This window comes from Gimesia benthica (genome assembly GCF_009720525.1).
GTDB lineage: Bacteria > Planctomycetota > Planctomycetia > Planctomycetales > Planctomycetaceae > Gimesia > Gimesia benthica.
The window spans coordinates 7,971,714-7,989,949 of sequence record NZ_CP043930.1; the positions used below are offsets into that span (position 1 = coordinate 7,971,714).

Here is an 18,236-nt window from a genome sequence, read left to right on the forward strand (position 1 = left end):
ATATCTTGTTGTAAACGTCTCCGCTTTCGGAATTGAAACACCAAATCTTCATACCTCTCAAAACCCCAATACCTGCCTGGACTAATCATGATGTTAAAAAACGGTTTCTCTCTGGTCAGTGGCCTGCTTCTACTTGTATCGGTAACAGGTTGTGCTTCCATGGTCGAAATGAAGACCATTGAGCAGTTTGCACAGGCAATGGAAAAAGAAGACATCCGAAAACTGAAACATCACACCACCATGAAGTTTTCCAAGGTGGCATTCAGAGACAAGTCGTCGCTGGATGACCTGAAGGTTCTCAATATTCCGACCGGTGAAGCCACGATTGTAGAAATCAAGGATGTTTCCGAGAACCACAAAAAAGTGGTTGTCGAAGTCGGTAAAAACAAGAAAAAACTGCTCTACGAGTTGAAGAAAGTCACCAAAACCGGAGAGTGGGTTGTTGATGACATTTACATCAACCAGAAATCGAAAAACCTGAACGTAATGAAGTCGGTCACCGAGCAGATGGATCTGTTAGTAACCATCCGCGAATTTGTCGATGCCTGGGAGAACGGTAACCGGGATGACATTCTGGCATCCACAGATGGTGAATTCAAAGAAACACTCGAGCAGTTGCACCCCGCATTCCTGGCCAAGCTTTCCCAGCGAATCGCCGGCGAATCTTCCAACACGAAACGTAAACGCCCCGACGCCCAGATGGATAAAGACATCGCCATCATTCGTATTTCGCGACGGTCGGGGCAGATGATCATCACGATGAAACTCAACGATGGCAAATGGAAAGCGACTGACGTCGCTGTCGAATCCCGCGAGGATGGGAATCATGTTAAGTCCGCGAAAAAAGAAGCCCAGATGCTGCTGGCAGTCAGCAACTTCCTGGATGCTTACAACCAGGATGACAAAGTCGCCCTGAAAAAATTCTCGGCCGACAAGTTCTACCAGGGCAGCCTGAACTTTGGAGACCTCAAGGTCGCTCCTCTGCCGGAATCGCAGATGGCAGCAGCAGATTATGAACTGAGAGTGGAAGACAAACTGGCCAACTTCATTACCCAGAAAGACGGGAAGATGGTCAACCTCTCCCTGCTCAAGATCGAATCCGATGAAATGGATATCCCTGATCAGTACCTGGTTGAAGAAGTCACACTGTTCCAGGACCAGGGAAATCAGCAGGTCACTCTGACCTCACTGTTCTCCTCCCGCGCGATCACATTGCTGTTCAATGAAGCTTTGACCAAACGGGATGTCAAGATTCTGGGTTTCAGTTCGACTCCCGATTTAAACCGACGCGTCTGGGAGAAGGTCAATCCCAACCTCGTCGCCCAGCTGCCTGTTGACGAAATCGCACAGCCAGGCTTTGAGATCCTGGATATTAACTTCAATGGTTCTGTCACAAAGGTCCATGCCCGACAGGGGAACCTGCCGTTAACTTACATCCTGCGTGATCACCTGGGACAACTGCTGGTTGATGACATCGAACTCGATCTGCAGGGCCGCCCCTCGTCTGTGAAAGCCACCCTGGAGCTTTTGGTTCAGGTACAGAACTACGCATACGACATGCACGAAAACAATATTCGCAATCTGCAGCGTCACTCGACTCGTGACTTCAATGAACTGGTCTGGAGACAGGTTGATCGGGTTCCGCAGATTGGCTTCTCTATCCCGGAACTGCTGATGTCACCATTAACGACAATGGAACTCAATGAAAACCAGGGTTATGCTCGCATCAAACTGGGTGATGACCAGCAGGGTGCCACAGTGATGATCAAGCGTCAGCACGATGAGTATGTAGTTGACGATATCATGGTTCATTCCGACAAAGTGGCTTCCCGCTACGTCTCCACCAAGAAAGAGCTTCGCCTGGCAATGGCAGCAGACACCGGATTGCTGCGAAACAATCAGGCGGTACAGGCGACATACACCATCTCAAACAAAACTCCCTCCGAAGAACGTTCTACCATCTCGATTCCGGAAGTAGAGCCGGCTGGCTTTGAAGTTCCACAGGATGAGCCCTAGAACTGGTCGACGGGCCCCTGGTCCTGAGGGGTACTGAGATAGCGAATGTGTTTGTGCACACTCACATTGATGCTTTGATACCGGGTTTTAAGATGCCCGGTATCAAACAGGTCATCTTTCAGCAGCTCCAGATCATCGGAGCCAACCGCGTTCGTAAAGATTTTTGACAGGTATTGCACGCCCAGTTTCGAAGGCTGGTAGCGATGCTCATCATAGAACGCGGGGTGCAGTGTGCGAGGGTGGATTCCCCGCCAGGCATCCCGCAGTGCGTTGCCACTGATTGAGCTGACATGGAAACCCTGCTGCTCATTCCACTGCAGGATGGCAACATAGTTGTTCTGCCGCTGGACCAGCAGGTCGACCGCTTTTCCCCCAAGCTGGGCGGCATAAAACCGGTCAAAGCGAATAGGACGTCCGCCACGCTGCGTGTGACCAATTTTACGGGTGAAGGTTGCCGACTTGGCCATTTCATGTCGCTTCCTTGAGACAAAGTAATGATCGCCCAGTGACTCGATCAACATGTTCTGCAGAATCTCGGCTGCCCCACTAAAGATCACGTTTCCAGCAGGGTCGACACTTTGCGATATGTCACCCAGGCGTTTCCCGTTCTGATCCCGGAGTCCTTCGCCTATGACGATCACCACATTTTTCTGTGTATCGTAGAGTTCTCGGACCCGGCGTTCGAATCGATCGTAATCCAGGGGGACTTCCGGAATCAGGATGATATCGGGTTGTCCATAGGCGGCCCCTAATGCAAGATATCCCGATTCCCGGCCCATGACTTCGATAATCGCGATCCGTCGGTGGCTTTCGGCGGTGGTTCGAATACGCTGCACGCCCTGCACACAGACGTAGACCGCGGTCGCATAGCCGGGTGTCGCGTAGTTGACCATGTCATCCAGCTCCAGATCCTGCTTGGCCGGCAGCTTGCGAAGCTTCTCTTTCCCGGTCTCCGGGTTCGTTTCCTTCACCCATTCATTTGGTTCATCGAGGTAATTCAATCCAAGGTCATTATCGATGGTTTTGGGAGCCAGCACACAAGGCATGAACTGTGAGATCGGCTGCATGCCGTTCAAAGTTCCATCGCCGCCGATACAGATCAAGCCTTCGATCCCGAGCTGATCCAGGCGTTTCTTAACCACCTGCAGTTCACCGGCATGGGACTCATCGATGTAAGTGCGGGATGAACCCAGAATCGTACCACCGCAGCGGGGATCCAGTTCAGGAAGAGTTGAATAGAGCGGATTCAACCTGATGTGAGGTACGGCCGGGTCGAGCAATCCGCCAAAGCCTTTAATAATCCCCACGACTTCCAGCCGTAGTTCGTTCGCACGCTCCACAGCTCCAAAGATTGTGGCATTCAATGCGGGCGTGTCACCACCTGCCGTTAAAAGAGCAATTCGACGCATAGCGGTCCTTTCATGCTGAACTGCGGGTAGCTGGTTGGGAATACATCGATGCATTCGCCATTTCTGTCAGACAGAAAATGAGTGTAATCCAGCTGGATCTTTGATTTCCTATTTACGGTATCAGGGTTGATTCGATAAGATTTCAGCCGCTTACACTACTGTCTATTATCGCAAGAATCCCGTTTTCTTCGCGAACCCGGTTGCGAATTATGATGTAGTTTCTTAGAGATTGCATGTGTTTTTTTATGTTTCCTGAAAAATCGCATGCCCACCGGCTCCCAGCCAGGCCCCTGCGCTACCTGTTTTATCCAATCTCTTTGATTTCTGAGTCATGTGAGGTTTATCGTGAAATACGCCATTGGTTGTTTTTTCTCTGCCGTGATCGGCGGTCTGGTCGTTTCTGCTCTGGATGCCCCGTCTGCAGGTCTGATTGCCTCTTCAGAGGCACAGGTACAACCGAATTTAACCGGCCCTCGAATCATTCCTCCCACGCCACTGAAACCCGCGCCCCCTGAGGTTAATGCCAACAAGACGACGCCGGAACACATCACCGAATTATTCAATCAACGCGGACTGTCTCCCGAGGAGGAGATTAATGTCAGCGTGTATGAAAAACTGAATAAGAGCGTGGTTCACATTACAACCAAGGGCACGAAGAGCGATGGTTTTTTCATGCTCGAATATGATACGGAAGGCGCAGGGTCGGGAGCGATCATCGACAAAGCAGGGCACATTCTGACCAACTACCATGTGATCGAAGATGCCCAGCAGGTGAATGTCACCCTGTTTAACGGGAAATCATACCAGGCCACCTTTGTCGGCGCGGATGCCATTAATGACATCGCGGTGATTAAAATTGATGAAGCTCCGGAAGTGCTGTTTCCGGTCAGCATGTCCGATTCCAGTAAATTGAAAGTAGGACAGCGTGTCTTTGCGATTGGCAACCCGTTCGGGCTGGAACGGACGATGACCTGCGGCATTATTTCCAGTCTAAACCGGTCGCTGAAACTGCGGGGGAACCGCACGATCAAATCCATCATTCAGATTGATGCAGCAGTGAACCCGGGGAATTCAGGTGGCCCCCTGCTGAATTCGCATGGGCAGTTAATCGGGATCAATACCGCGATCGCCAGTAATACCGGTCAGAGTTCCGGCGTCGGCTTTGCAATTCCTTCGAACCTCGTTGCCCGCGTCGTTCCCCAACTGCTGACCCACGGACATATGATTCATCCGGAAATCGGTATTCAGCGCGTCTATGAGACCGAGCAGGGTTTATTGATTGCGAAACTGACACCGGGGGGCCCCGCTGAGAAGGCAGGTTTGCGCGGTCCCAAAATCGTGCGACAGAGAAGGGGACTGATCGTCATCGAACGGGTCGACCGGGGGGCAGCGGATCTGATCGTCGCTGTAGACCAGAAGCAGATCAAATCGGCGGCGGACTTCCTGGATTATATCGAGAGCAAAAAGCCTGGTGACACCGTCGTGGTGACCGTGCTGCGGGGGAAGGAACAGACGCCGACTAAAGTCTCGGTCACCCTGACCGCCAGTCAGTCCAACCGACCATAAAAAAACTCCCCGGTGAAAGCTCATCGGGGAGTTTTTATGTTTTCATGATGCAGTTGAGTGCACCAGAGGAGTCTGCTTAGTTCAAAGCAGGCTCAACGTTGATCCGTCGACCATCCTTATCGAAGAAGACAGTGCCTTCAACCAGTGAGAAGATGGTGTAATCTTTGCCCATTCCCACGTTTTTACCAGGATGCCATTTGGTACCGCACTGACGGGCGATGATGTTTCCTGCCAGAACGCTTTCACCGCCGAATTTCTTGATTCCACGGCGCTGTGCTTCTGAATCGCGACCGTTACGGCTGGAACCTTGACCTTTCTTATGTGCCATTACTCTTTTCCTCAGGTAGCAAAAGTCGCCCCTGACAGGGGCTTTTCCTAAAATATTGGTTAATCGTGGCCGTATATTGGCGAATCAGGCCTGAACTTGCAAGAGATAAACCCGTTTCTGGACAATTTCCCACTGTTTTTCAGCAGTCAGGGAGAAATCAGGGCTGTTTTTGCTCAGCCGCGTTCAGATTGAGTTTCTTTTCCATCTCGGCAGCCTGCTCAGGATCATCGGGCAGGTATTGCCAGAAGGGACTCCCTTTCGGACGGAACTCCTGTTCCTGCTGTCCAAACTGGTCTCCCGGTCGCCAGTATTGCTGAACCAGGACCTTGCGGAGGGTCATTTCTTTCCCATCGGGTCCTTCGACCTTTTTATAGCCGTTCGAGAGACCGTAGAAGAGAATTGTGAAATAGTCGGTATTGGGGTCCACACCTGTCCAGACACAGACACCATAGATGGCGTTTTCCGATTTTGCATCGGCTGCGGTCTCGGGTGGCAGCTCTCCGATGATATCGACGGCATTTTTGAACTGACGACGCTCCCGCTTATTGATGATCACTTCCGCTTCTGGAACGATCTGGTTGGGGTAGCTGGTCTGCTGGCCGTTATCATTGGTAATCAGGACGACTTCCGGCACGAACAGGGAAGGCCCCAAAGGTGGGACTTCTGCATTCTGTGGTGTGAGGTCATTTGATGAGCCCGGACGTTCCAGCGGTCGTAACACACATTTGTAGACCAGGTACCAGACGAGAGTCTTCTCTTTTTTCCCCGTTTTGGGGTTCGTCAGATCCATGCGGATCATACGCATCGGCTTGAAAGTCGCATCCAGAACCCAGAGAGATTTCTGAGTCGCCCGTTCTTCACCGGTCGCGGTCAAATCGGGTTTAATGGTAAATCCACGAGTCAGTTTATTTTCCTGAGCCTGCGCTGGCATACCACCTGTCAGCAGTGCCAGACAGCTGCAGATAAATGTTGTCAGAGCAGAACGTTTCAGTAATTGACGCATGTAATAACCCCGAAGTTTCTCACGATGCACGGAAATGAGCAATTGGCTGTCTGTTACAGTATATCGACGTAACCCGGGAAAATCCCATAGAGTCTTTACCAATTCGCTGTAAAATCACCTTGTTATCAGGCGGAATTCAGACCGGCCAGCATAAACATGTACACTCAGGAAGAGCGGTTTTGAGAGACGGGACTGCGTTGTCGCAGTAAGAACCGCGCGTCTGTTTCCCGTAAAGTCTCCGACTTCAATATATCCCTGCCTGGAAAGCAGGGTCAAGCGCCTGCTTCCGGTTCGGGGGGATTTCACAGTAAATCCGCCTGATTATGTCAGTTGCTCGCAGCAAAACAGCACCGGCTGACAGACTGCCCTGGCCTTTATAATCCCTGCAACCCCTCTGATCAGATGCAGAGAGTGGAAGGCGGCTTAGTGAAAATCGTGACCGGTCAGTTTCTCTTCGATTTCATCGGCGTGCTGGGCCACGGCGATCACGCTTTTACGAATATCCTCTGCATCCACTGAAGAGCGGGGGAAGGTATCCACCATGACGAACTTTGACTGGCCATTCACGTCCCGAATCGAGATTCCCCCATGCGATATTTCGGAATTCAGACGCAGTGCTTCCTCGTAGTATTCGGGCTGGGCATCACAACAGGTGCTGTAGATTAACAGCAGTCGTTCATGCAATTGATGTTCGCTGGGTTCGATGATGACAGTCTGCTTGCGTCGTTCACTCTGTTTGACTTCGAGGATGTACTGGTGACCGTTGCGTTTCCAGGAAACGTTGCGGTTATTCCCAAACGCTTCGTGCAGCATCGATTCGATATTCTGCACCTGGCCGAGAATTGCATTCAGGAACAGAGAGGCCATGTAGCCATTCTGAAACCGGTTCACAGGACTCTTATCAAGCATCAGGGAGACACACTCAGCGATCTCCAGAGGGATCTCGGGGCAGAGATCGCGTACGCTCGGTGCCGGTTTGGAAACCACATCCTGAATCAGGGCATTAAAATTTTCCGCACGGTGAGGCAGATGACCTGTGAGCAACACAAAGAAGCAGACGCCCAGCGAATAGACGTCCGAGGTGGCGCTGGCCATGCCCCCCTGAAAGAGTTCCGGCGCCATGTAATTCGGAGTACCGGCCAGATTGTGCTGATGCGCGCCTCCCTCTTCTGCAGAGATGCGCTTCGCCAGGCCGAAATCAGCGATTTTCGGGACTCCCGCACCGGTCAACAGAATGTTTTCCAACTTCAGATCCTGGTGAATGATGCCTTTAGCGTGCGCGGTTCCCAGACCAGAAGCCACCTGTGCGATCAATGATGTTGCGTGCAGGGCAGAGAGGGGGCCATCCTCGCGGATAACATGGCTCAACGCACGTCCGGTAATCAGTTCCATTTCCAGAAACCGATAACCGCGTTCCTCACCAATCGCATGGGCGGTCACAATATTCGGATGATTCAATGTGGCGACGGCGCGACCTTCATGAATGAAACGCTGCACGTATTCAGGATCGCGTTCCGAAAGATGTGGCAGCAGAATCTTCAAGGCGCACTGGCGTCCCAGATCGCGATGTGTCGCCAGGTAAACCATGCCCATGCCTCCCCGGCCCAGGAGCGACTGACACTGATAAACGTGCAGATCGGTACCTGCAATCGGATCCTCCACAACAATGGAAGTGGAGTCTGCATTCTCAATCAGCCCGTCGATCTCCTGCACGACGATTGTTTCCTGGAGATCCATCAACGAAATGTCATCCACTTGTGCACCGCAAACGGGGCAATTATCAGAACCGGCCTGCTGGAAGTAAGTGGAATTGCAGTTCGCGCAGTACTGCAACTGTCGATCTTGCTGAGGGGTGCCGGAATCTGAGGATGAATTGGGGGCCATTGCTGAATTGCGCTCGATCAGGGGGATCTCTACAGAAGGTAATCTGTTCATGCTTCAGACAGTATTTCTATCATATCGGGATTTGAAGGAAATGCGACAACCAGTTCCTGCACAATGCCGGGCATCAGGTGAGAATTCGTTCCGCACGGCCAATTATTTGACAGGATTCCCGGATTTCCCCAAAAAATACAAATTCCTGCTTCGTAAATCCGACTATTAAGACATAGACTTATTAAACAGACGACATCCCGCACACAGAATCACGGCATAAGTCTTAATTATTTCATCATTTACAACGGCGCGCGTCCGGTTAATGCACCGAGTAGGGCCGGCGTTCTTCCCTCAGATTTAGAATATCTCCATGGTCGCTCCTGAAAATTCTCCTTCGGAAGATACAAATCCCGAGAGACTCGCAGCACACACCGCAGCTGATTCCCCGATTTTTGAGTCAGAGGATCAAGAGTCTGCCCAGTTTCTGGATCAGTTTCTGGATCAAGCTTTGCAGACTGCCCAAGGGGAAGACGCACCTCGTCCGCATGATGGAAGTTCCGGAAACGCGGCTCCGCCTGGTCCCGGTCTGATTGAGTCGATCTGCTGGATGTTCGGCGTCTTTGGTGCCCATTTTTTGGGAATCATGCTGTTCCTGGTCTGTGGGGTGATTTATCTGATCGCCACATCCAATATCAGCCAGGATCCTGACACGTTCCGCAAAGAAATTGCCCAGCTCGTGGAAGGCCATCCGCTGGAGGCAGCTGGTGTCGAACAGGCCGTGTTTGTCTTTATTGGACTGATTGCCGTCGGCTTGCGTCTGGGGAAACGTCCCCTGCAAAAACTCAATCTGCAGCCGTTTGCGATTTCAACAGGCTTCCTGCTGTTTATCTGCGTGCTGCCCCTGGCGCTCATGTCGGGAGAATTGTATCGAATTGCCTTTGACGCCTGGAGTCTCGTCGCGAAACAGATTCCCATCCTCGAACGTTTCAACGAAATGCAAACGATGGAAATCGTAAAGGATATGGCGGCGAACAATTCGCTCTGGTCGCTGATTCTGGTGATTGCCGTATTCCCCGCTATTGGAGAAGAACTCATCTTTCGCGGGATGATTGGCCGCGGTCTGATCGCACGTTGGGGCCTGGTGCCGGGAATTGTGATCACGTCGATCATGTTCGGTATCGTGCATGCACACCCCGCACATGTGATTGCCGTCATTCCGCTCGGGATGTTCATGCATTATGTGTATTACGTGACCCGCAGTTTCTGGGCGCCGATGCTGGTGCATTTCATGAACAATGCGTTTGCCGTCTCGATGGCAAAGATGGCGACCGAGCTTCCCGAAAGTGCAGCCAGCCTGGGAGACGAAACTCAGCCGGTGCACCCGTTAATCGTGGCATCCGCGGCGTTGTTCCTGACCGCCGTCTGTATTCAACTCTGGAAGACACGGGTGAAATACATGACGCCACAGGGCGAGGAGTGGACTCCCGGCTATCCTTCCACCGAACAACCTCCGGCAAACAGCCCGGTGACCATGATGCGAGAGAAGGCGCATCCGCTGCTTTATGCAGCGGGTGTATTCCTGTTTCTAATATTCCTTGTGAGCATGGCGGCATTCAGCCCTCAACAGGAAGCCGTTACCGCACAACCCGAGGCGATGCAGCTCATAACGTTTTAAGATACTCGAGCACTGCCTGTTTCTCTGCTTCATTCAGATCATTGGGATAATCGTGCCCCGCGGCTGATTTGCCGAATTTCGTAGTGTCGAAGTGGCGTCTGCGTTCGACAGTAGACAGATTTTCCGGCAGCTCAGGCAGGCTTTCGATCTCCAGTCCCACACGGTTGACATCATAACCGTCTACGGTCCGTTTCCAGACTTGCGGCCGTGCTTCGGGATGCAATACATGCCAGAGCGTGGGGACCGATCCGTTATGAAAATAAGGCGCTGATGCCCAGATTCCGTCGAGCGGCGGAGCCACATAGCCGGCTGGAGCTTCGACGACCGGATCCTTACCGTAGCGAGAGAGCCAGCTCTCATTCAGGGCTGCCCGGTAAGCGGGAGGCAGGGATTGATGACGCACGGGGTCTGTCTTCAATTCAGCCAGCGAGATGACCTTCTCGGGATAACTGGGGTTGTCTCCATAAGTACCGTGACAACGGGCACAATTCTGGTCGAAGATGATACGCCCCCGCGCGGCCAGTTGTTCATCAACGGGCCAGCGATAGCGGGGCGGTTCGAGTGATTCAATGTAGGCCAGAATGTTCGCGAAGTCCGCCTCCCACTGTTTGACCTGTCGTGCATTGTTGCGAGGAATCAGAATGAACTGCATGAGCACCCGGTGATTTTTGGTCATGAAGGCATCGGAGTAGATCTTCGACTTGCGTTTTACGTTCCACCAGGCCGGGGGATCCATATCGTGATGCAGCAGTTCGGGAATCGGTCGGGTCTTATCAAAATTCATCTCCCCGTCACGCAGGGAGTCGAGTACGACACCAAAAATTACAGCGTTGGTCGTGCCGTGCGTCGTCCCCAGGGGCATCCCTACTGCAGCCAGATCCAGGTGGCTCAGCTTCTTTAACTGTTGTAGTTTGATTTTGCTTACATCTTCGGTCAGCGTATGCAGGCCAATATGACTGTTGGGAGCTCCGGGGATTACCTGTCCGGCTACCTTGCCACTATGACAGGCAAAGCAGTTCATGACCCACTTCTGTTCGTTAGTGACAACATAGCCCAGCGGGGACGACTCCGACTCGGGTTTCTGCATGATACCGTAATAGTCAAAAATCATCTGTCGCCGCTCTGCCAAAGTCGCTGCCTCAGCCTGCTTGCGCTGGTCTTCCGGCCAGACTTTCCAGAGATCATCAAACACAGCCTGATCAAAGTCGGGAGGCAGATACGTCTTTTCGGTCAGCAGTTGGTATCCGCGTGCAGCCGACGGTTCTTCTTCCGCCATTAACGGACTGACAGGGACAGTAAACTGCACAAGCATCAAGAAGCAGAAACAGAGCGTTCGCATGTTATTTCAAATCAATTACAGGAACAATACAGGTCAGGGAAGAAACGGAAACAGGGTTTTGACATTGTCAGAGTTCAGAGGAGAGCCATATTCACAGGGCTCAAACGCATCGATCAGTTGAATTTCCTTGCCGCGTTCGGGCCCGTATGTTTCGATTACCAGATCCCGATATCGATCCGCCAGCGGACCGATGCGGTCTTTCATCTTACCACCGAGCCAGACTTTGCGTTCCGCGGGATCCTGCGGGACATCATCTTCATAGAAATGATTATAAGCCAGCCAGTCATAGAACTGACTGCTGTGACAGTCGAGGGCGTCGATCACGCGATCCCAGACCGGTTCGATATCAATGACCACCGTCGGCGAAAACGGGTAAGGCCGGGTAAAGTGATCTGACAGATACGCGATGACCGGATTTTCCCGCAGGGCAGGGACGTCAGGTACGATGGGAGGCACCGTAACCATGTAGGCGGCGTCACAGACCAGTTGCGAGGTATATCGATGATCAGGATGATAATCGTTGGGGCGGTGTGTCAGGATCAGATTGGGCTGGAAAGTACGAATCAGTCGAATAATCTCAAAACGGGCTTCGATTGTAGGCTGCAGGTAGCCGTCTCGATTGTTCAAAACTTCGTATTCAATCCCGAGAGTACGCCCGGCGGCAGCAGCTTCAGCACGACGAATTCCGGCCAGTTCCTCTCCGGAAATCCGGTGATGCCCCGATTCCCCATTGGTCACACTGACGAATTTCACGGTGTGACCGGCCTGCTGATACAGGGCGGCTGTACCCCCCGCCTTGATGTCGCAATCATCGGGGTGAGCGCCAAATACCAGGATTCGCAATGTTTGATCAGCCATAGAGTTCTAAACCTTCACGGAATTATATAGAATATCGGGTGCTTGACGAGGAGGTAATTCCTTAAACAATATTACTAATGTTGTACAGCAAAGGTTTCAGATTCTCCAGCAAGTTTATGGTGCTGAACTGTTGAACCTGGCCCAACTCGATGGTGTCCCCTCGACACACCTGTTTCTGCTCTCGAATTTCAAAGGATGTGAGTCACATGTCGTTGCCTACAGTCGATCCCGGTGAAGGTGTCTATGAAGATCCTCTTGATCTGATGGATGAGATCGATGCGCTGAAAAAAGAAAAAGATGCAACTCTGCTGGCTCACTTCTATATTGATGGCGACATCCAGGATGTCGCAGATTTTACGGGCGACAGCCTGAAACTGGCCCGTGATGCCGTCAAAGTAGAAACATCGACCATCGTCTTTTCCGGCGTGCACTTCATGGCTGAGTCCACCAAGATTCTCAGCCCCGAAAAAACGGTGCTGCTGCCCGACCTGCATGCCGGGTGCTCCCTGGCAGACAGTTGCCAGTACGAAGACCTGCTCCAGTTCCAGGAGAAGCTCCGTGCCGAAGGGCGTGATTTTGAAACTGTGGCCTACATCAATACCAGTGCGAAGGTCAAAAGCCTCTGCGACTGGATTGTCACCAGCGGAAACGCCCGGGAAATTATTGACCGCGTACCCGCGGATAAAGAAATCCTGTTCGTGCCGGATCAACACCTGGGACGTTACCTGCAGGAAGTCACCGGTCGGCAGATGATTCTCTGGCCCGGGTCCTGTATGGTACACGAGATCTTCAGCGTGCAGGATCTGCTGCGGGCCAAGAAGAATAATCCGGGATCGATCGTGCTGGCCCACCCCGAATGCCCACATTCGATTCTGGAAGTCTCTGACTTCATCGGGGGGACAGAGAAATTGCGTCAGTACGTAATGTCGATCAAAGAACCAGGGACGTTTCTGATTGCAACCGAAGCCAACATGATTCACCCCCTGGAAAAATCGGCTCCCCAGCACACTTATCTTCCCGTGCCGGGCATCATGGCATCTTCAGGAGAAACATGTGCCTGCAACCGCTGCCCGCATATGGCCCTCAATACACTGCAGAAAGTCCGTGACTGCCTGAAATATGGTAAGCCGGAAATCGAATGGCAGCCGTACTTCGACAAAGCCCGCGACGTTCTCGAACGCAGCCTGCTGCAGTAGTCGAACCTGCTCTCCCGGATGCGGCTTCCTGCTAATATACCGGGCACTTACGCGCATTACCTGCACACATAATAGCAGGTTCATGCGTCAATGTAATTTTTTTGAGTACTTGAAAACCTGATTGAGACTCTCATTGCAGGGGTTTTCAAGGTTCTACTGAACGCGCCGATTTTATTAAGATCATTGTCTTATTTTTTAGGCACACGCTTTGCCTTGTGTTCATTCAGAATTAATACCGGCTTGCCTCACATCCTGTCGGTAGATCTTTCTGCGGGCTCTGTTGCGCTAGTGGAGTCGCAGTCCATCACAGAATATCTGATTGAACATGAACTAAAGCCAAATCATTCAATAATTGATATCTCATATTCGTCTGCAAGCCATTAGTGCCGCGCTACTTCCAATGCTTGCAGCAGAGACTGACTGATCCCGACAGACACAGTCTAACTCCTCTCTCATTCTTACGCAGGGTATCTCTGCGCAGATCGTCGATCCGCCACGACATTTTACTGAAGAGAGTGGAAGCAGTCTCGAGTTCACCTCGAATCCACAAGAAAGCTCTCAGAAAATGGAACTTAAGAACAAAGCAACCCGGATCAACCTGTTTAATTTCTCAACGCCCCAGATGCGGGCATTTCATATGTCCTGGTTTGCTTTCTTTTTGTGTTTCTTTGCCTGGTTCGGCATCGCACCGTTGATGAATATTGTCCGCGAGGAAATGAGTCTGACCAAAGAGCAGATCGGCTGGTGCATTATCGGATCGGTAGCGATTACCGTCATCGCGCGACTGTTCATCGGCTGGCTCTGTGATCAACTTGGCCCTCGGTTGGCTTATACGTGGCTGCTGGTCCTGGGGGCTATCCCAGTGATGGGGATCGGCTTCGCACATGATTATACCACGTTCCTGATCTTTCGGATTGCAATTGGGGCGATCGGGGCCGCTTTTGTGATCACGCAGTATCACACCTCTTTAATGTTCGCACCGAACTGTGTGGGAACCGCCAATGCGACCACCGCCGGCTGGGGAAACCTGGGGGGGGGGTGACTCAGATGGTGATGCCACTGATTTTCGGACTGTTTGTCGGCATTCTCGGGTTCAGTGATTCCATCGGCTGGCGAGCATCAATGTTTCTCGCCGGCCTGGTGTGTGCCCTGACTGGAATCGCCTATTACTTTCTGACCCAGGACGCTCCCGACGGGAACTTCAAAGAACTCCGGGAAGCAGGCAAGATGCCTCAGAAAGCCCAGCAGAGAGGGCAATTCCTGAATGTCTGTAAAGACCATCGCGTCTGGGCGCTGTTCGTGATTTATGGTGCCTGTTTCGGCATCGAACTGACCATCAACAATGTGGCGGCTCTCTATTTCCTCGATTACTTCGACTACTTCAAAAGCATGGATACGACCAAGGCTGTGAAAATGGCCGGTCTGTTTGCGGGCTTATTCGGCCTGATGAATATCTTCGCTCGCACACTGGGGGGAATCTTCGGTGACCGCTTCGGGCAGAAGTGGGGGCTGAGCGGCCGCGTCAAATGGCTGTTTATCGCCGTCTTCTGTGAAGGTATTGCTCTGATGATCTTCTCACAGATGAGTGTTCTCGCCATGGCACTGCCGTCACTGATCGTCTTCAGCCTGTTTGTGCAGATGTCAGAAGGGGCGACTTACTCCGTTGTACCGTTCATCAACAAAAAAGCGCTGGGAGCCGTTTCAGGTATCGTCGGCGCCGGTGGCAACGCCGGGGCAGTCACAGCGGGCTTTCTGTTTAAAACCCAGGCCATCAACTGGCCGACCGCTCTGTTCATTCTGGGAGCGATCGTCACCTGCTGTGCTTTTCTGACTTTCCTCGTGCGGTTCAGTGAGGAAATGGAAGAAGAAGCCCGCCTGGCGCATGAATCAGCGCTCGCCCCTCAGCCGGGTGAACAGGAACTTGCCCCTTCCATGGGGCAGTAAACGCAAGATAAGAGAACCAAACTATAGATTAATCTTCATGTGCTCAAATTAAGGTAGGAAAACGTGATTCAGCAGAACTTCGACAATAAGAAGAATGTCGTCGTCATCGGCAACGGAATGGTCGGCTTGCGATTTTGTGAGCAGCTCGTAGAGAAGGACGAACAACAGGAATATAAAATCACCACGTTCTGTGAAGAGCCCCGGGCCGCTTATGACCGCGTTGGCCTGACGCAGTTTTTTGCCCACAATGACGCGGAAAAGCTGATGCTGGCCCGCAGAGAATGGTATGCGGACAACCAGATCGACCTGCATCTCTCCGATCGGGCTGTGAGTATCGATCGTGAAAACAAGATCATCCGCTCCCAGAAAGGGGTGGAAATCCCTTATGACAAAGTCGTGATCGCCACCGGCTCTTACCCCTTTGTGCCGGATGTGCCAGGGATCAAAAACCGGGGCGTGTTCGTCTATCGCACGATCAACGACCTCGAACAGATCATCGCTTACGCGAAAAAGTCCAAGACGGCCGCAGTCATCGGTGGCGGTCTGCTCGGACTCGAAGCAGCCAAGGCAGCTCTCGACCTCGGACTCCAGACACACGTGCTGGAGTTTGCCCCCCGGCTCATGCCCCGCCAGATCGATGATGCGGGTTCGAAAGTCCTCGTACAGAAAATCGAGGAACTGGGCGTCCAGGTTCATCTGAATAAAGCCACCGATAAGGTTCTGGGGGAATCCCGCGTTGAGGGAATTCTCTTCCAGGATGGCGATACTTTAGATCTGGATATGATCATCGTCTCTGCCGGCATCCGTCCCCGTGATGAGCTGGCCCGGCAATGTGATCTCGAAGTCGGACCGCGTGGCGGGATACTGGTGAATGATTTCCTGCAGACCTCTGATCCTGACATCTATGCGGTTGGCGAGGTGGCCCTGCATTCCGGTATGGTCTACGGCCTGGTCGCTCCCGGCTATCAGATGGCTGAAGTGGCAGCGACTCATCTGTGTCACGCCGAAGCGGAATTTACGGGCAGCGATCTTTCAACCAAGCTCAAACTGATGGGCGTCGATGTTGCCAGCTTCGGTGATTACGAAGCGGGACCCGACGTTTCCAAGAGCCTGACCTTCGAAGACCCATTCAAGGGAGTCTACAAAAAACTGGTGTTTAACACCGAGGGCACTCACCTGCTGGGAGGCATTCTGATTGGAGATGCTTCCGATTACGGTAGCCTGTCCCTGCTGGCCAAGTCGGAAGACAAGCTCCCCTGCAGTCCACACGAACTGGTCGTGGGCAGCGGAGGTGGGATTCCCGGCAGCAGCGCTGCGGACATGCCTGACGATGCACAAATCTGCTCGTGCAACAATGTCACGAAGGGACAGATCTGCGCGGCGATTCAAGATCAGGAGCTGACATCGGTCGACGAGGTCAAAGCCTGCACAAAAGCGGGCGGTGGCTGCGGTGGTTGTATGCCACTGGTAACCGACGTGTTCAAAGCCGAGATGGCAGCAGCAGGAATCACGGTTAACAACCACCTCTGCGAGCACTTCGAGTTCTCACGGACCGAGTTGTTCAATATCATCAAAATCAAAAAGCTGAAGACGTTTTCTGAAGTGATCGCGGATTGTGGGGCCGGCAATGGTTGCGAGGTCTGTAAGCCAACCGTAGCTTCGATTATAGCCAGTCTGTGGAACGAGCATATCGTCGATCATGCACCGCTGCAGGATACCAATGACAGGTTCCTTGCAAATATGCAGCGGGGTGGTCTGTATTCCGTCGTTCCCCGTGTTCCCGGTGGTGAAATCACGCCTGAAAAACTGATCGTACTCGGTGAAGTCGCCCGAGATTTTGGACTTTATACGAAAATCACCGGAGGTCAGCGAGTCGACCTGTTCGGAGCCGAAGTGCATGATCTGCCCCGGATCTGGGAAAAGCTGATTGATGCCGGTTTCGAAAGCGGACACGCTTATGGCAAAGCCCTGAGAACGGTAAAAAGTTGTGTAGGTACCACCTGGTGCCGTTACGGAGTAGGAGATTCGGTCGGTTTTGCAATTCGCCTCGAAGAGCGCTACCGCGGAATCCGTGCACCTCATAAAATCAAAGGGGGCGTTTCGGGCTGTGTCCGGGAATGTGCGGAAGCGCAGAGTAAAGACTTCGGACTGATCGCGACTGAGAATGGATACAACCTCTACATTTGTGGAAATGGCGGAGCCAAGCCACGACACGCCGACCTGTTTGCATCGGACCTGGACGAAGAAACCTGTATCAAATACCTTGACCGCTTCCTGATGTATTACATTCAGACCGCAGACAAACTGACACGCACCGCCACCTGGCTGGATAAGCTGGAAGGGGGAATCGACCATGTGCGTGAAGTGGTCATTGAAGACAAGCTGGGAATCTGCGACGAACTCGAAGCCATGATGCAGTCTCTGGTCGACAGTTATCACTGTGAATGGAAAGCGGTCGTTGATAATCCTGCCAAGCGACGTCTGTTTGAACAGTTCGTGAATACCGACGAACACGAACCATCAATCGAGCTCATTCCACAACGCGGCCAGATGCGACCTGTCGACTGGGCACCGGACTTTGTTCCGCTCGAGAGCCTGCAGGCCGCTGAACCACCGGTCCCCGTTTCGGATGAACCACCACGCAAATGGATCAAGGTGGGGCAGGCCAGCGATTTTCCAGCGGAATCGGGATCGACCGTCAAACATGGTCAATCTCAGCTGGCTGTTTTCAACTTCGAAAGTCGCGGGGAATGGTTTGCCTGTCAGCAGATGTGCCCGCATAAGCAGGCGATGGTTCTCTCCCGGGGTATCATGGGAGATTCACACGGGATCCCCAAAGTTGCCTGCCCGCTGCATAAGAAGACTTTTTCCCTGGAGAATGGTTCCTGCCTGAGCGGGGATGAAGAATATGCAGTCAAGGTGTTCAATGTTAAAGTTGATGAAGAGGAAAACGTTTATCTCGAGCTGCCTGCTCCCGAGGTACTCGATGAATTAATTAACCAAACAGTATGTGCTGGCGCTCACTGA

Annotated in this window: 11 protein-coding genes and 1 pseudogene; 6 read left to right on the forward strand and 6 right to left on the reverse strand. The window is 52.4% G+C overall.

The features are described 5' to 3' along the window. The first annotated feature begins 87 nt into the window (after positions 1-87). The gene (locus F1728_RS30950; RefSeq protein ID WP_155367242.1) at positions 88-2,016 is read left to right on the forward strand and encodes a hypothetical protein; all 1,929 of its coding nucleotides are present in this window, start codon (positions 88-90) and stop codon (positions 2,014-2,016) included. On the opposite strand, the gene F1728_RS30955 is transcribed toward F1728_RS30950, so the two are convergent. After that, a complete protein-coding gene (locus F1728_RS30955; RefSeq protein WP_155367243.1) occupies positions 2,013-3,425 on the reverse strand; it encodes a 6-phosphofructokinase in 1,413 nt (470 codons plus the stop codon). The two genes, F1728_RS30950 and F1728_RS30955, sit on opposite strands and share 4 nt — an antisense overlap. A 345-nt stretch (positions 3,426-3,770) precedes the next feature. Between F1728_RS30955 and F1728_RS30960 the strand changes: the two genes are divergently transcribed. Continuing rightward, the gene (locus tag F1728_RS30960; RefSeq protein ID WP_228030423.1) at positions 3,771-4,991 is read left to right on the forward strand and encodes a S1C family serine protease; all 1,221 of its coding nucleotides are present in this window, start codon (positions 3,771-3,773) and stop codon (positions 4,989-4,991) included. 76 nt (positions 4,992-5,067) lie between these two features. On the opposite strand, the gene rpmA is transcribed toward F1728_RS30960, so the two are convergent. The 3 genes from rpmA to F1728_RS30975 all read right to left on the reverse strand — a co-directional run bounded on the left by rpmA (position 5,068) and on the right by F1728_RS30975 (position 8,257). Next, positions 5,068-5,319 carry a 50S ribosomal protein L27 gene (rpmA, locus tag F1728_RS30965; protein ID WP_145041157.1) on the reverse strand — a complete coding sequence of 84 codons (252 nt, stop codon included), beginning with the start codon at positions 5,317-5,319 and terminating at the stop codon, positions 5,068-5,070. A gap of 157 nt (positions 5,320-5,476) precedes the next feature. Then, positions 5,477-6,322 (reverse strand): hypothetical protein, encoded by an 846-nt coding sequence (locus tag F1728_RS30970; protein WP_155367244.1) that lies wholly within the window; start codon positions 6,320-6,322, stop codon positions 5,477-5,479. A 423-nt stretch (positions 6,323-6,745) separates the two neighbouring features. Then, positions 6,746-8,257, reverse strand: a complete 1,512-nt coding sequence (locus F1728_RS30975; RefSeq protein ID WP_155367245.1) for a serine/threonine protein kinase — start codon at positions 8,255-8,257, stop codon at positions 6,746-6,748. A gap of 310 nt (positions 8,258-8,567) precedes the next feature. Between F1728_RS30975 and F1728_RS30980 the strand changes: the two genes are divergently transcribed. Beyond that, complete coding sequence (locus F1728_RS30980; protein ID WP_155367246.1) at positions 8,568-9,872, forward strand: CPBP family intramembrane glutamic endopeptidase; 1,305 nt, start codon at positions 8,568-8,570, stop codon at positions 9,870-9,872. Here the strand turns inward: F1728_RS30980 and F1728_RS30985 are convergent. Then, on the reverse strand, positions 9,859-11,184 hold the full coding sequence (locus F1728_RS30985; protein ID WP_155367541.1) for a c-type cytochrome: 1,326 nt from the start codon (positions 11,182-11,184) through the stop codon (positions 9,859-9,861). The genes F1728_RS30980 and F1728_RS30985 overlap by 14 nt on opposite strands. Before the next feature lie 60 nt (positions 11,185-11,244). Beyond that, on the reverse strand, positions 11,245-12,069 hold the full coding sequence (locus tag F1728_RS30990) for a PIG-L deacetylase family protein (RefSeq protein WP_155367247.1): 825 nt from the start codon (positions 12,067-12,069) through the stop codon (positions 11,245-11,247). 206 nt (positions 12,070-12,275) lie between these two features. Between F1728_RS30990 and nadA the strand changes: the two genes are divergently transcribed. The 3 genes and pseudogenes from nadA (at position 12,276) to nirB (ending at position 18,236) form a co-directional block, all read left to right on the forward strand. Beyond that, entirely contained in the window at positions 12,276-13,265 is a 990-nt protein-coding gene (gene nadA / locus F1728_RS30995; RefSeq protein WP_155367248.1) for a quinolinate synthase NadA, read from the forward strand. A gap of 565 nt (positions 13,266-13,830) precedes the next feature. Then, positions 13,831-15,209: pseudogene (locus F1728_RS31000) on the forward strand (MFS transporter). 63 nt (positions 15,210-15,272) lie between these two features. Beyond that, positions 15,273-18,236: a nitrite reductase large subunit NirB gene (gene nirB / locus F1728_RS31005; protein ID WP_155367249.1), complete on the forward strand. Its 2,964-nt coding sequence runs from the start codon at positions 15,273-15,275 to the stop codon at positions 18,234-18,236.

Excerpts from the sequence above, each read along its gene's own strand:
- F1728_RS30950 (WP_155367242.1), top strand. The coding sequence starts at position 88 with ATGATGTTAAAAAACGGTTTCTCTCTGGTCAGTGGCCTGCTTCTACTT.
- F1728_RS30955 (WP_155367243.1), bottom strand. The coding sequence starts at position 3,425 with ATGCGTCGAATTGCTCTTTTAACGGCAGGTGGTGACACGCCCGCATTG.
- rpmA (WP_145041157.1), bottom strand. The coding sequence starts at position 5,319 with ATGGCACATAAGAAAGGTCAAGGTTCCAGCCGTAACGGTCGCGATTCA.
- F1728_RS30970 (WP_155367244.1), bottom strand. The coding sequence starts at position 6,322 with ATGCGTCAATTACTGAAACGTTCTGCTCTGACAACATTTATCTGCAGC.
- F1728_RS30975 (WP_155367245.1), bottom strand. The coding sequence starts at position 8,257 with ATGAACAGATTACCTTCTGTAGAGATCCCCCTGATCGAGCGCAATTCA.
- F1728_RS30980 (WP_155367246.1), top strand. The coding sequence starts at position 8,568 with ATGGTCGCTCCTGAAAATTCTCCTTCGGAAGATACAAATCCCGAGAGA.
- F1728_RS30985 (WP_155367541.1), bottom strand. The coding sequence starts at position 11,184 with ATGCTTGTGCAGTTTACTGTCCCTGTCAGTCCGTTAATGGCGGAAGAA.
- F1728_RS30990 (WP_155367247.1), bottom strand. The coding sequence starts at position 12,069 with ATGGCTGATCAAACATTGCGAATCCTGGTATTTGGCGCTCACCCCGAT.
- nadA (WP_155367248.1), top strand. The coding sequence starts at position 12,276 with ATGTCGTTGCCTACAGTCGATCCCGGTGAAGGTGTCTATGAAGATCCT.